13 protein-coding genes and 1 pseudogene are annotated in these 13,109 nt (G+C 62.4%); 11 read left to right on the top strand and 3 right to left on the bottom strand.

Translation table 11 applies throughout. The features are described from left to right. Window positions 1-2: 2 nt before the first annotated feature. Window positions 3-251 carry a hypothetical protein gene (locus MKK84_RS32775; RefSeq protein ID WP_243926800.1) on the bottom strand — a complete coding sequence of 83 codons (249 nt, stop codon included), beginning with the start codon at window positions 249-251 and terminating at the stop codon, window positions 3-5. A 576-nt stretch (window positions 252-827) separates the two neighbouring features. Here MKK84_RS32775 and MKK84_RS32770 point away from each other — a divergent pair. The 6 genes from MKK84_RS32770 (at window position 828) to MKK84_RS32745 (ending at window position 6,135) form a co-directional block, all read left to right on the top strand. Continuing rightward, the gene (locus MKK84_RS32770; protein WP_243926798.1) at window positions 828-1,121 is read left to right on the top strand and encodes a hypothetical protein; all 294 of its coding nucleotides are present in this window, start codon (window positions 828-830) and stop codon (window positions 1,119-1,121) included. Further along, complete coding sequence (locus MKK84_RS32765) at window positions 1,111-1,383, top strand: helix-turn-helix transcriptional regulator (RefSeq protein ID WP_243926796.1); 273 nt, start codon at window positions 1,111-1,113, stop codon at window positions 1,381-1,383. Before MKK84_RS32770 ends, MKK84_RS32765 begins: the two co-directional genes overlap by 11 nt. Next, a complete protein-coding gene (locus MKK84_RS32760; protein WP_243926794.1) occupies window positions 1,380-2,534 on the top strand; it encodes a tyrosine-type recombinase/integrase in 1,155 nt (384 codons plus the stop codon). Before MKK84_RS32765 ends, MKK84_RS32760 begins: the two co-directional genes overlap by 4 nt. A 535-nt stretch (window positions 2,535-3,069) precedes the next feature. Continuing rightward, window positions 3,070-3,354 carry a hypothetical protein gene (locus MKK84_RS32755; protein ID WP_243926792.1) on the top strand — a complete coding sequence of 95 codons (285 nt, stop codon included), beginning with the start codon at window positions 3,070-3,072 and terminating at the stop codon, window positions 3,352-3,354. Between the two features lie 90 nt (window positions 3,355-3,444). After that, on the top strand, window positions 3,445-5,343 hold the full coding sequence (locus tag MKK84_RS32750; protein ID WP_243926790.1) for a DNA polymerase: 1,899 nt from the start codon (window positions 3,445-3,447) through the stop codon (window positions 5,341-5,343). Between the two features lie 60 nt (window positions 5,344-5,403). Next, window positions 5,404-6,135, top strand: a complete 732-nt coding sequence (locus MKK84_RS32745) for a hypothetical protein (RefSeq protein ID WP_243926788.1) — start codon at window positions 5,404-5,406, stop codon at window positions 6,133-6,135. Window positions 6,136-6,286: 151 nt separating this feature from the next. Here the strand turns inward: MKK84_RS32745 and MKK84_RS32740 are convergent, their stop codons facing one another. Next, on the bottom strand, window positions 6,287-6,961 hold the full coding sequence (locus MKK84_RS32740; RefSeq protein WP_243926786.1) for a Crp/Fnr family transcriptional regulator: 675 nt from the start codon (window positions 6,959-6,961) through the stop codon (window positions 6,287-6,289). 188 nt (window positions 6,962-7,149) lie between these two features. Between MKK84_RS32740 and MKK84_RS32735 the strand changes: the two genes are divergently transcribed. The 5 genes and pseudogenes from MKK84_RS32735 to MKK84_RS32715 all read left to right on the top strand — a co-directional run bounded on the left by MKK84_RS32735 (window position 7,150) and on the right by MKK84_RS32715 (window position 11,923). Beyond that, complete coding sequence (locus MKK84_RS32735; RefSeq protein WP_243926785.1) at window positions 7,150-7,950, top strand: pentapeptide repeat-containing protein; 801 nt, start codon at window positions 7,150-7,152, stop codon at window positions 7,948-7,950. Between the two features lie 44 nt (window positions 7,951-7,994). Then, a complete protein-coding gene (locus MKK84_RS32730) occupies window positions 7,995-8,384 on the top strand; it encodes a thioredoxin family protein (RefSeq protein ID WP_243926783.1) in 390 nt (129 codons plus the stop codon). Between the two features lie 7 nt (window positions 8,385-8,391). Next, window positions 8,392-9,111: pseudogene (locus MKK84_RS32725) on the top strand (cytochrome c biogenesis CcdA family protein). Window positions 9,112-9,309: 198 nt separating this feature from the next. Next, complete coding sequence (locus MKK84_RS32720) at window positions 9,310-9,510, top strand: type II toxin-antitoxin system ParD family antitoxin (RefSeq protein ID WP_243926781.1); 201 nt, start codon at window positions 9,310-9,312, stop codon at window positions 9,508-9,510. Between the two features lie 187 nt (window positions 9,511-9,697). Then, window positions 9,698-11,923: a PAS domain-containing sensor histidine kinase gene (locus MKK84_RS32715; RefSeq protein WP_243926779.1), complete on the top strand. Its 2,226-nt coding sequence runs from the start codon at window positions 9,698-9,700 to the stop codon at window positions 11,921-11,923. Window positions 11,924-12,242: 319 nt separating this feature from the next. Here MKK84_RS32715 and MKK84_RS32710 read toward each other — a convergent pair whose 3' ends face one another. Then, the gene (locus tag MKK84_RS32710; protein WP_243926778.1) at window positions 12,243-13,106 is read right to left on the bottom strand and encodes a helix-turn-helix transcriptional regulator; all 864 of its coding nucleotides are present in this window, start codon (window positions 13,104-13,106) and stop codon (window positions 12,243-12,245) included. Window positions 13,107-13,109: the final 3 nt, after the last annotated feature.

Genomic DNA, 13,109 nt, shown 5'->3' with positions numbered 1-13,109 from the left:
CGTCATTCTGTGGTGAACTTCACCCTCACAAAATCTGCGCCTCTCTCGACCACCTCGCAGCGGTGCCGCAGCTGGATCGACATCGCGATCAGGAGAAACTGGTCGGGGAGGCGGCTGGCGTCTGAAAGCTCCACGAAGGCAGCTTGGTTGCCCTCGCGCTTGGCGACGCAATCGACGGTGCGAAACGGGTCTCCGAAGACAGCAGAAGCTACCTTGAAGCCTACGCGCGGCTTTAGAGGATCTGCTGGCATGCAATTTGAGCTCGAAGCCGTATCACGGCACTTTATGCGTGTTTCGACGAACTCAAACTTCTTTTATTTTGCGCATCCCGTAAATTTAAATATCTGCAACTTTGAGTGCGATGACAATGATTGTATGAAAAATCCAGTCTTTGAAATTACATGCGCGTCCCACGATTTGACAAAGGGCGCTAACGGTCCACGCGCTGCCTTCCAGAGTAAATATCAATCGCCAAATTTGACGCCGATTTTTCGCTCACTTCGCCATATCACCTCACAATGTTGGTTTAGCGAAAGACCTGCCGAAACCAGACGGAATGTATCTGGCGGGGCTGAATGCCCATCAACTTTAATCATTGCCCCGGATTTGCTTAGATCCCAAACGAGACAGTCGAGGCTGTCTTGTGGGGCCCCGAAAGAAATTTGCCCTGTTTTCAGAGCCGACCTCCGGACTTCGCTTCTAAAATCCTCAGCCATTGTCTGCCTCCGAACATTCAATAGGCAGGATATAGGCGACTCTATTAAATCTAGGTTGCCGCTCAAAACTGTCATCGCCCCAGCCGACGCGCTCGACATCGCGGGGGCAGCATGACGAGCGACGACAGCTTCATGATGCTGGCCGGTGTCCGCTACTGTCTCGGCCGCCACAGCTACGCGCCGGGCCTCTGCTGCGACTGGCTTCAGGCGAAGTGGCCCGAGGTCGACGAGCGTGATCGAGCGCAGATCGTCCGCGAGATCGGCGAGCACATCGCCGGAGTTGAAGAAGGCCGCTGGCACAACGTGCAGGCCGGCTGGGAGAGCGACCTGCAGATGTGGCAGGCCTTCCTCGCGTGGGCCGCCAGCGCCGGGCTGAAGGAACGGGGAGGGGGCAATGCCGCGTAGCGTCCGCACAGAAGAGCGGGTCGAGCGCCCCGCACTGGCTTTCGCTCCGAAGGGTCTCTCGCGCCTCGAAGCCGCTCGGTACGTCGGAGTCTCGACGACCACCTTCGACGAGATGGTGCGCGAGCGCCTGATGCCGCGTCCGAAGGCGGTCGGGACACGTGTGCTGTGGGATCGCGCCCAGGTCGACCTCTTCTTCGAGGCGCTGCCGGAGCGCGAGACGACCCAGGAGAGCGACGACGAGATCCTGGCGAGGCTCGGTTGACGCGCATCCGGGTGAAGGGGTTCAAGATCTTCGCGGACCGGCACGGCGCCATGCGGTGCTACCACCGGGCGACCAACGAGAAGATCGACCTGAAGACCGCCCCGCTCGGTTCGGCCGCGTTCTTCGCCGAGGTGGCTCGGATCGGAAAGAGCGCCGAGGCGGCCGCGGCGCCGAAGGTCGGCACGCTCGGCAGCCTGATCGTCGCTTACCGGGCGCACGCCGCCTTCACGGATCTCGCGCCGCAGACCCGGTCCGATTACCAGAAGGTGCTCGACTACCTGAAGGACATTGACGGGACCGACCTCGCCCGCTTCACCCGCCCCTTCGTCGTGAAGGTCCGGGACCGCGCGGCCGAGCGGAAGGGCCGGCGGTTCGGCAACTACGTGAAAGCGGTGCTGTCACTACTGTTCGCCTGGGGCTCGGAGCGCGGCCACCTGCCGGCCAACACGGCGACAGGCATCAAGGACCTCCGTAAGAAGAAGGGCGAGCCCGAAGCGAACCGGCCGTGGTCAGACGCTGAGCGGGAGGCGGTGCTCGCAGCTGCGCCGCCGCACATTCTGACGCCGGTGGCGCTGATGATGTTCACCGGTCTGGGGCCGAAGGAGGCGCTCGGCCTTCCGCGCGAGGCCTTTCGCGACGGCGAGCTGTCGACGAGTCGCGCCAAGACGGGCGAGCCAGTATTCTGGCCGGCGCCGCTACCGCTCACGATGGTTCTTGCTGCCGCTCCCGAGCACGCCGCACCGACGCTGTGCGCAAACTCGGAAGGACGGCCGTGGACCCTCAGCGGGTTTCGGGCCTCGTGGCGGCCGATTCGGGTGAAGCTGGAGAAGGCAGGGAAGGTGCAGCCCGGGCTCACGCTCTACGGGCTCCGGCACACCCTGGCGGTCGTGCTGCGCGAGATCGGGCACGACGAGCGGGCGATCGCTGATGCGCTGGGGCAGCGCACGATCGAGATGGCGCGTCACTACGCGAAGGGGGCCGATCTGGCGCCGAAGATGCGGGCGCTGGTGGCTTCTCTGGATGCAGAATTTGCGCGTCGGAGCGCGAGCGGGCGTCAAACCAAGGCGCCAGAAACGTCAAACCCGCCGGAGGGCGGGTTGGGTACGTCAAACGAAAACAATGAGTTAGATGGTAGCGAGGGACGGATTTGAACCGCCGACACAAGGATTATGATCTGAGCGCGAGCACGGCTAAGTCTTTGTATTAATTGACGGGAGTAGACTGCTGCGCTAGCACCGCGCTAGACTCAAATTTTAAAACAAATGCTGACAATTAGATCAAAAATTATTTGATTGACCTCCCTTGAAGTACTGGATTTTATCCTGTGCAGATCAGCCACGCCAGCGATATGGAGTGCCTCGAGTTGGTGCCTGCACGGCACCCGTTGATAGGCTCAGTTATGATCATTCAGGTCATAATCGGCTCTTCGACAGGCTAGGGGAGTGTGGTTCGGAGTTTAGGGGCATAATCGCGTCCTTCGTACCGGTAGTAGCGTAAGCGAGCCGGCTCCGCTGAGAGCAGAATCTCTCAGTATTCCTCGGATATACCGAGGGATCCTCGCCCTGATCAGGCGATCCCCGACGTGCAGAGGCACGTGGTGGATCGCCTTTGCGCGCGTGCATCGTGTGAGCCATTGCGTCTTTTGCCCGTCGTTCACTGTAACGGCACCTGCAAAAGGAACGCCAAATGGCACGGCAAAACAATCTCTACGATCTTTACATCAATGGACCAGGCAGTTCCGGAGGAGCTCTGCTCTCAACCATGGGTTCTGCCCGTCTTACTCAAGACGGCCAGGTCATCATCGCAGACCGGTTCTCGAACCGACCCGTGATGGTTCTGGACCCTGCTGAATTTTCTGGCGAGTACGAGAACAAGCCCGATTTGATCCTTCGGGATCTCAACCGGATGCTTAGTTTCTACAGCATCGGCCGAAGAATTCAGCTTCCATCCTGGTGCACTGACTTCGAATAAATTTAGCCATTGATTGTGGAAGGGGTCCGACGCGTCGGACCCCTTCTTTGCGCGCCGATGCCTCTCAGATCTTTTGTCGGACCTAAGCAAATGGCTGATTTCAAAACGCAAATTCAAAGGTGTAAAACTTCCGATGGGGACACAAGCGGGGCTACACCACCTGGTCGCCGTCCATCGCTCAAGTCGCGCCCCCGGGCTACATCAAAACCCTTCATCGCTCCACTCATTCACATTGCCTGCGGGGTCGATGCGGAATGGGTCACGCGGGTCGATGCCGTCACGGGCAAGCCCTACAACCAGATTCTCAGCTACCAGCTAACGCTCGATTTTCGGGGCCAGAGGGTCGAGCTGATTCGCTACACCCGCGGCAAGACGCGACGGCATAGAATAACTCTGGAGCGCCTTCTCGAACTTGGCATTCGAAAGGCCATAAAAGAAGGCGTGCTTCCGGACTGGCCTGATCGCGTCACGGTGTTCGGCCATTTCCTACGTGCGGACATCACGGCTTTTAATAACTTCTGGCCCCGCAAGCGTGAGTTCGATGGTTTTGGTCGCACCTTCACAGCCGCATCAGTCCGTTATGATCTCGATCTAGGGAGCGAGGACAGTGAAGTCACGCCGCGGCAACGGTCTTCCGGTCGCCGTGGTTCTTTGACCGTGTGGGCCGGCGGTCGAGGCGGCGCTGCTCGGCTAGTATACGTACGTTATATCGATACGATGCTCCTCACGCCCGGGCGAGGGAGCTTGGAGTCTGCTGCAAATCTGATCGGTACGAGCAAAGTGCCGCTGCCGCCGGGCTACCAAATCGACCGCATGGATTTGCTGCTGGCGGGCAATCGACCAGCGTTCGAGGCTTACGCGCTCCAGGATGCACGAATTGCGCTGGACTATGGCTTGGAGCTTCAGCGGCTTTCTGATGAGATCGGTCTTATCCGTTTGCCATCGTCGCTGGCAGGCTTTGCATTGGCTGTTGCGCGGCGGGAGATCGAGCGCACCGGCCTCACACTTGAAAAGTCCTTTAGTTTCGAAACGCTCAAGAAAACCCTGTACAGCAATATCACCGGCAGATTTCGTACCGCGACTGAGCGACAATCCCTATTTTCGCGTCAGATCTTCGATGAGATCGCGGCGATGGGTTATCATGGAGGTCGTGGTGAGTCTTATGCGTTCGGGCCCGCAGAGCCAGGAACCTACTACGATCTCGATCTTCCAGCCGCGTACACGAGCGTGATGTGCCTGCTTAGACCTCTCGATTATTCACGAGCGTTCATTTCTCGATACAAGGAAGATTACACTCCGGACGTGATGGGGGTAGCGCAGGTGCGATTCAGCTTTCCCACCGGCACGCTTCGTCCGAGTTTGCCCGTCCGTGACAATGGCATCCTGCTGTTCCCGTTGGAGGGCGTCAGCGTTTGCACGTCCCCTGAGATTTTTGCCGCCGTCAACCAAGGCGCGGAGGTGGAGATCCTTCTAGGCATTGTCGTTCCCTGGGCCTCCGACGTAGCCATCTTCGAGAACTTTACCCGCCGCGTTCAGTTGCATCGACACCAAGCTGGCAAGGGTTCGCTCCGCGGACAGTTGTGGAAGGAGATCGGGAACAGCCTTTATGGCAAGACCGCCCAAGGTGTACGGCAGAAGCGGGTGTTCGATCCTCGATCGGGCCGTATGGATACCATGTCGCCCTCTGCGATCACGTCGCCCTGGTTCGCCGCATATATCACTGGTTTCGTGCGAGCCCTGCTGGGTGAGATCTTAGCCGGGGTGCCGGGGCACCGCACCGTAGTGAGCGCCACCACCGATGGGTTCCTCACGGACGCTCCCCTGCAGGAACTCGAGCTCAATGGCCCTCTGTGCGAGATGTTTCGGGGCGTGCGTGAACGCGTTTTCGGGTCCGCAGACATCCTCGAGGAAAAGCATCGAGTGGCCCAGCCCGTGCCCATGCGAACCCGTGGAGTGTTCACTGGAGCCTTCCTACCCGGCTATCCTTAACCGGTGCTGGCAAAAGCTGGTGTGAAACCTCATGCTCCTCGGGATCAACACAACGACTACATGCGAAAGCTTTTTCTTGATCGGCAACCCGGACAACGGCATATTCAAACCTCGCTGATCTCGTTGCAAGAGCAATTCCACACTGAGAGTGATCTCATTGCCATCACGAAGAATACTCGGCTCAACCTGGAATACGATTTCAAGCGGCGGCCGGCGCGGCCGACCGAGCGCGCCGTACAGGGCAGGTTGCACTTGGCCTTCGATAGTGTGCCCTGGCGCAATGTAGCTGAGGCACGAGAGGCGATCGTTCGCTTCAAGTCGTGGAGTCGCGGTCAGGGTAGGCCCGAGGACAAGGGTTACGTGCCGGGCAGGCTGTTGAAGACACTACCCGATTTTCTGGCCTGGCAGGCCTACCACACCATGGCAGCGCCCGTGCGGGCAGCTGGCGTGGGTTTGCGCGGCGACGGGCCTCTGGGACACCTCTACCGGCAATTCCTGCGGGCACTGGTTCGAGGGGAGTGGGGACTGAGCCTGGTTGACCCCGCCACAGGCCATCGCAGCACGTATGGGGAGGTCACTCACTGGCTCGTTACGATTGGATTTCCCGATGCCAACGTGGATGATCTCAAAAACGCCAAACGCAACACGGCCAAGCTGGCTCCGCAAACGATCTATTTGAACGAGGATGTGGCGCGGCTGCTCGTGGCGATCGTCGAGCAATACCCTGGCTTTGATCTAGAGCAGGCCATGCATCCGGATCACCTTATGGAGGCGCAATCCCTATTCTCGTAGTCGAATCTGATGCTCGCCTCCGCGGAGGTCTACAACGGGCTGGGGGCGGGCAATGAACTTTGCGCTGGAGCGGACGTTCCGCGCCCGACCCAACCCGGTCGAAAAGCTGGATTTGCTTCGGCCTCGAAAGCAGACACCAGCAAGCCGTGGATCAGCGTCGACCTGCGGCCTCCAAGCTCGTACGGTCGACTATCTCGACTGCGCCGCGGCGCAGTTCGATGAGACCCGCCTCAGCCCATTGCGCCAGGATGCGGCTCACCACTTCTCGTACGCTGCCGACGTCGTCTGCGAGCTTCTGATGGGTCACCGCCGCGACACCCCGCGGATCGGCCTCGGCCAGGAGCCGTTGTGCAAGACGCTGCTTCAGCGGCGCGAACGCGACCTCATCGATGAGCGTGAATAGGCCGGACATCAGCCGCGTGTAGTCGTCCATGACGAAGCTGCGGAAGGCGGCGCTCTCGCCCATCAGGTGTTGAAACGTGCTCACCGGTAGCGCCGCCAGTTCGGTCCGCTCCTCAGCGACGCTTTGCGCTGGGAAGGTACCGCCGGACAGGAGGCACTGCGTGGTCAGGGCACAGGTGCCACCAGGGCCGACCTTGTAGATCAGCACCTCGCGCCCGGCCTCTGACATGCGGAAGATCCGCGTGCGCCCCTCCAGGCACATCAGGTAATTGGCGCACTCGCCATCCAGTTCGTAGGCAATGGCGCCCGCGTCCAGCTTCGGGAAGTGGACGGTTCCGCGGGCGATTTGCAGGTGCGCTGGGCTCAGCGCTTGAAGGAGCGGGAACCGGTCGATCCAACGTTCGACCTTTTGGGCATCCGTCATGGCTGGCGCCGTCCCCCCCCGGCCATGACGACGGGTTGATCGTCCGGCTCGCGTTGCGTTTTTCTCCCGCCGCGCCGGACTTGTGTGACCTGGGTCACCGACCGGGTGCAGCGGGTCGGCATAGCATCGCGACACAACGAACACTATAAGGGCGCCCGCCACGCGCGACGCCCACCGGGAGTGAACCGATGCGCCGCCTCGCCTTAAGCTTCATGCTCGCCGTCCTCGCCGCCGGCCCCGCCGCGGCCGAACAGGACCTGCTGCTCGGGGCCGACATGTCCTCGCCCGCGATGACCAAGGCCGAGATGAGCCGCGCCGACGTCGAGGCGATGATCAAGGCCGCGGACGGCAAGCCGGTCGACCTGCACGACAAGTCCCTGTCCGGTCTCGACCTCTCCGAGCTGAACCTCCGGGGGGTCAACCTGCGGACCGCACGGCTGAACAAGGCCAACCTACGCGGCGCCGACCTCAGCGGCGCGAACCTCGAACAGGCGTGGTTCATCAAGGCCGACCTGTCGGGCGCCAAGCTCGCAGATGCCAAGATGTTCGGCATCACCGCCCGCGACGCCAACCTCAGCGGCGCCGACCTGAGTCGCTCCATGCCCATCGGCGACTTCAAGGGCGCCAACATGAGCGGCGCCACGCTGGTCGACCTCAAAGGCGGCGCCGACATCAAGAACCAGTCCATGGGCCTGATGCGGGCCGTGTTCGTGTCGGTGAACCTCTCCGGCGCTAACCTGAAGGGTGCCAACCTCGGCCGGTCGCGTCTGGAATACGCCGATCTCAAGGACGCCGACCTCACCGACGTGGTGTTGATGGGCTCGGACCTGTCAGGCGCCAACCTGACCGGCGCCACGGTGACGGGCACGGACTTCGAGAATGTCGATGTCAGCGGTGCCCGTCTTATCGACCTCAAGGGTCAATCCGACGCCAAGAATTGGGCCGAGCGCGTGAATATCGACCGCTCCGTCACGCAGGCATCCAATTGAGCAGCCCGTTTGCCTCGACCCATCACCAAGGAGACGTACAGCCCATGACCACCCGTCGCATCCTGCTCGGCGCCCTGGCCGCCGCTCCCCTGCTGTTCGGCACAGGCGCAAATGCCGCTGAGGCCGCCTTCACCCCCGTCGCCTTCGAGGCGGCGCAGAAAGCGGGCAAGCCGATCCTCGTCCATGTCACCGCGCCGTGGTGCACCGTTTGCGCGGCGCAGAAGCCGATCCTGGCCAAGCTGGAAGCACAGCCTCGCTTCAAGGACCTGCAGGTGTTCGACGTCGACTTCGACAGCCGCAAGGACGTGTTGAAGCGGTTCGACGTGACGACGCAGAGCACCCTGATCACCTTCAAGGGTGAGAAAGAGACTGGGCGCTCGGTTGGAGACACCCAGCCGGAGTGGATCCAGGGGGCCGTCGAGAAGGTCCTGTAGGTCGGCCATGGCGACGACGTTCGGCCTCGCGTTTCTCGCCGGCATCCTTTCGGTGTTGTCTCCCTGCGTGTTGCCCCTCCTGCCGCTGGTTCTGGGCGCGGCGGCATCGGAGCATCGGCTAGGCCCCGCCGCTCTCGCCGCCGGCCTCGCGCTGTCCTTCGTGGCCATTGGGCTGTTCGTGGCGACCGTGGGGTTCGCCATCGGTCTCGACGCCGGCATCTTCCGAACCGGCGCGGCCATCATGCTCATCCTGATCGGGCTGGTCCTGATGGTGCCGGCCGCCCAGACCCGCCTGGCCGTGGCGGCGGGACCCATGAGCAACTGGACGGAGAGCCGGTTCGGCGGCTTCACGACCGACGGCCTGCTCGGCTAGTTCGGCGTTGGCGTGCTGCTCGGGGCGGTGTGGAGCCCCTGCGTCGGACCGACCCTTAGGGCGGCCTCGCTGCTCGCTTCCCAGGGTCGCGACCTCGGCATCGTGGCGCTGACCATGCTGCTGTTCGGCCTCGGCGCAGCCTTGCCGCTGCTCCTGCTCGGCACGCTCTCACGCGAGGTGCTGATGCGCTGGCGCGACCGGATGATGAGCCTGGGCAAGGGGCTGAAGGCCGCCCTCGGCTTGGTTCTGGTAGCCACGGGTCTGATGATAGCCACGGGCTACGACAAGGCCGCGGAAACCGCGCTGGTCAACGTCTCTCCGGATTGGCTCACCGGCCTGACCACTCGCCTGTGAAGCGGCCCTTCCCAAGGCCTGCTATGGGTAGGGACCGGACCCTGACCCTTCGCCCTGAAGCGGACGTTCCGCCAGCGACACAACGCGCACCATCCTAGCGATCTGCCGCAAGGTCCGGACTTGTCCAGCAGCAGACCATCTTCCGGCTCTGGCGGGATTGGGCTTGTAAGAAGCCTTCGTACACCGCACAGCATTTCGATGGCCATGCCCGTGCGCAGAACACTCACTGTCTCGATCACCCAGGAGCAGGACGCCCTCGTGAGGGCGTGCATCCAGTCCGGCCGCTTTGCTAGCGCCAGCGAGGTCGTGCGGGCTGCACTGCGGCTGCTCGACCGCGATGAAGCAGTGATGCGCGGGGATACGTCGAACGCGGCACCGAAGGCGGATGCCCGTGCATGATACGACGGACCACCGAGACACCTTCCTCGCCGGTGGAGGCGAGATGGGGGAACGGATGCGCGCCCATGATTGGGCCGCGACATCGCTCGGTCCCCTGGACACGTGGCCATTGCCGCTACTCTCGATGGTCTCCGCCTGCCTGAACTCGCCCATGTTGAGCACGGTCCTCTGGGGACCAGATTTCATCATGCTCTACAACGATGCCTACGTGCCTTCGCTGGCCGATCGTCATCCGCATGCGCTCGGCCGCCCGGTCGCAGAGGTCTGGGGCGAAACCTGGGATTTAATTGCGCCTCCATTCCACCACGCGATGGCAACGGGTGAAGGCTTCGCGCGGAGCGATGTCGCCTTGCCGATGGTCCGGCGCGGCATGCACGAGACAACCTACTGGAACTTCACCGCGACACCTATCCGAGGCGAGGAGGGTGGCATTGTCGGCCTCCTCAATCAGGGCACGGAGATCACAGAGCAGCACCGCACGGCAAACGCGTTGCGCGAACTGAACGTCGACCTTGAGAACAAGGTCATTGAGCGGGCGCTGGCACGAGGCCAGACGTGGCGGGTGAGCCCCGACATCATGGGTGTGCTCAACGCGGACGGGTACTTCGAGGCGTCCAACCCCGCCTGGGCTGCCGTGCTGGGCTGGTCGGAAGATGAGGTTGCCCGCACGGTCTTCTTCGATTTCATCCACCCCGACGACCAAGCGGTGACGCATGCAGCTTGGGACGCGGCGATCCAGCTCGGATCACCCGCGCTCCGGTTCGAGAACCGCTACCGACACAGGGATGGCACATGGCGCTGGCTGTCGTGGGTCGCGGTTCCGGATGAGGGCAAGGTTTACTGCTCCGCGCGCGACATCACGGCGATCAAAGAGAGCGAGGCGGAGCTGGCGGCGCGGACGGCTGAGCGCGACCGCATGTGGGAGACATCACCCGACCTGATGCTCATCATCGACTTCGAGGGAGTGTTCCAGCGCGTGAACCCAGCGTGGACGACGGTTCTCGGCTACAGCGCGGACGAACTGGTCGGCCAACACGTCAATGAGTTCGTCATCCCCGACGACCATCACGAGACGACGGATGCCTACGAGTTTGCGGCGGAAGGTGGGCTGCCTAGGATCGAGAACCGTTACCGGCACAAAGATGGTTCCGTCCGCTGGATCTCGTGGGTAGCGGCTCCGGCCGGCGAGATGACCTACGCAACGGGCCGCGATATCACAGTCGGCAAACAGCAGGCTGGCGCCTTGTCGAGGGCGGAGGAAGCCCTTCGCCAGTCTCAGAAGCTGGAAGCCATCGGGCAGCTCACCGGAGGCGTGGCGCATGACTTCAACAACCTTCTGACGGTCATCAAGTCCTCAACCGACCTGCTGAAGCGGCCCGATCTCGCTCCTGAGCGGCGGACCCGTTACGTCACAGCGATCTCAGATACGGTGGACCGCGCCGCGAAGTTGACAGGTCAGCTCCTCGCATTCGCGCGGCGGCAGGCACTTAAACCCGAGGTGTTCGACGCCACCGAGAGCGTGCGAGCGATCAGCGACATGATGGGAACCCTGACCGGCTCCCGGATCAGGATCGTGACGGAGCTTCCGAACGTACCCTGCTTCCTCAACGCCGATCCGAGCCAATTCGACACGGCCCTAGTCAACATGGCTATCAATGCGCGTGATGCGATGGACGGCGAAGGTCAGATCACGATCAGTGTGGAGGCCGTTGAGCAAATGCCGGCCGTCCGAACCCACGTGGCTGTCCCAGGCGCGTTCGTGGCCGTCTCGATCATCGACACCGGCAGCGGCATCCCCGAGGAAGGTCTGGAGCAGATCTTCGAGCCGTTCTTCACCACCAAGGGGGTCGGCCAGGGCACCGGCCTTGGCTTGTCACAGGTGTTTGGCTTCGCCAAGCAGTCGGGCGGCGAGGTCACGGTGACGAGTACGGTCGGTAAGGGCAGTGCCTTCACCTTGTATCTCCCACGTGTCGGAGACGCTGCGCTGGCGACGGGCACCGACTACCTGGAGCCCTTGATGGATGGCCACGGCACCTGCGTATTGGTGGTCGAGGACAACGCCGATGTCGGTACCTTCGCGGTTCAGACATTGGCGGACCTTGGCTACGTGACGGTCTGGGCAGCCAACGCCGAGGAGGCACTGGCCGAACTCGCGAAAGATGCTGATCGCTTCGACGTGGTGTTCTCCGATGTCGTGATGCCCGGCATGAACGGCATTGACCTCGCACACCGCATCCGCTCGGAATACCACGACCTCCCCGTCCTACTGGCATCGGGCTACAGCCACGTCTTGGCGCAGAATGGCACCTACGGCTTCGAGCTACTGCACAAGCCCTACTCGGTCGAAGATCTCTCCCGCCTCTTGAGCAAAGTCGCCAAGTGGCAGCGGCGAAAACGCATCATAGGTCGGTAACGTCCCCGCAAACCGGGGTCGAAGGTTTCAGGATTGCGGCTGTTGGCGAATGACGAGACTGCCTGGCCCAACCTGAATACCGGACATCCCTGACGCATCCATTGAACCCCTGCTCCCCGCCTGATCCGGATGTAGGTCATCCTCCACCAAGCTGCCGCGAAGCGGACCTTCCAAGGGGCTGCGATGGGTCGTCAGCGGGCTCGGCGACGATGTCCGCTTCCACGCATCGATGCCCCCAAAGCAGACCAGCTGAAATCCACCCAAATCAGCCGTAATTAAAACGGGCAAATGTCGAACCAATCCGTTTTTAATTGTTGGTTTAACAAGTCTTCGGCAGCGGACATTCTCGGCCGCTCCCTTCAGGGCCCGAGCCAACGAGCGTCCGGATCTGGTCTCGGACGTCCGGGGTGACAGGGTTGTAGACGATCATGCCGAGGTCGGGCCGGCCATCCACAGCGAAGGCTGAGAACTCCAATTCGATCGAGCCCAGTATGGGATGCCGGAGTCGTTTGACTCCGTCTCCATGCACGTGGACGTCGTTCTCACGCCATAGGGCCGCGAACTCCGGGCTCGTGCGGCAGAGCTCGTCCACCAGTTCACCGACCTCGGAAGCCGCCCCCGCCCGTACGGCGTCCGCGCGGAACGCACCGACAACGAAGCGGGCTACGCTTTCCCAATCATGCTGCGCCGTCCGCACGCGCGGGTCGCCGAACATGCGGCGGAGGATATTGCGCTCGCCTGGAGGCAGCGTGTCCCAGTCGGTCAGGACCACGGCGGCGGCGCGGTTCCAGGCGACGACGTCCCAGGTCGCGGTCTTGATGATCGCCGGGCTGACCTCAAGCGTATCGAGCAACCGCTGCAGGCGCGGCGTTATCCCCTCCTTCGGCCGGTAACGGACTTCGGGAGGACGCCCGAGGGCCAGCATGAAGACGTGCTCGCGTTCGGGTTCGGTCAGCATCAGCCCGGTGGCGATGCGGTTCAGCACGTCCGCCGAGGGCGCACCGCCGCGTCCCTGTTCCAGCCATGTGTACCAGGTCGCGCTGATGTTCGAACGTTGGGCGACCTCTTCCCGTCGCAGACCAGGCGTGCGCCTGCGTCCTGCGAACCCGAACGCGGCCGGATCGAGCTTAGTCCGCCGGTCCCGAAGGTACGTTCCCAGCCGGGTCTCGGAACCTGGAGGCATGGC

Origin of the sequence: Methylobacterium sp. E-065 (genome assembly GCF_022829605.1) — a bacterium.
Classification (GTDB): Bacteria; Pseudomonadota; Alphaproteobacteria; order Rhizobiales; family Beijerinckiaceae; genus Methylobacterium.
The sequence above is the reverse complement of the archived record's forward strand: the minus strand, read 5'-3'. Positions and strand labels throughout refer to the sequence as shown.

Excerpts from the sequence above, each read along its gene's own strand:
- MKK84_RS32750 (WP_243926790.1), top strand. The coding sequence starts at position 3,445 with ATGGCTGATTTCAAAACGCAAATTCAAAGGTGTAAAACTTCCGATGGG.
- MKK84_RS32740 (WP_243926786.1), bottom strand. The coding sequence starts at position 6,961 with ATGACGGATGCCCAAAAGGTCGAACGTTGGATCGACCGGTTCCCGCTC.
- MKK84_RS32715 (WP_243926779.1), top strand. The coding sequence starts at position 9,698 with ATGCTCTACAACGATGCCTACGTGCCTTCGCTGGCCGATCGTCATCCG.
- MKK84_RS32720 (WP_243926781.1), top strand. The coding sequence starts at position 9,310 with ATGGCCATGCCCGTGCGCAGAACACTCACTGTCTCGATCACCCAGGAG.
- MKK84_RS32755 (WP_243926792.1), top strand. The coding sequence starts at position 3,070 with ATGGCACGGCAAAACAATCTCTACGATCTTTACATCAATGGACCAGGC.
- MKK84_RS32745 (WP_243926788.1), top strand. The coding sequence starts at position 5,404 with ATGCGAAAGCTTTTTCTTGATCGGCAACCCGGACAACGGCATATTCAA.
- MKK84_RS32775 (WP_243926800.1), bottom strand. The coding sequence starts at position 251 with ATGCCAGCAGATCCTCTAAAGCCGCGCGTAGGCTTCAAGGTAGCTTCT.
- MKK84_RS32735 (WP_243926785.1), top strand. The coding sequence starts at position 7,150 with ATGCGCCGCCTCGCCTTAAGCTTCATGCTCGCCGTCCTCGCCGCCGGC.
- MKK84_RS32710 (WP_243926778.1), bottom strand. The coding sequence starts at position 13,106 with ATGCCTCCAGGTTCCGAGACCCGGCTGGGAACGTACCTTCGGGACCGG.
- MKK84_RS32730 (WP_243926783.1), top strand. The coding sequence starts at position 7,995 with ATGACCACCCGTCGCATCCTGCTCGGCGCCCTGGCCGCCGCTCCCCTG.
- MKK84_RS32770 (WP_243926798.1), top strand. The coding sequence starts at position 828 with ATGACGAGCGACGACAGCTTCATGATGCTGGCCGGTGTCCGCTACTGT.
- MKK84_RS32765 (WP_243926796.1), top strand. The coding sequence starts at position 1,111 with ATGCCGCGTAGCGTCCGCACAGAAGAGCGGGTCGAGCGCCCCGCACTG.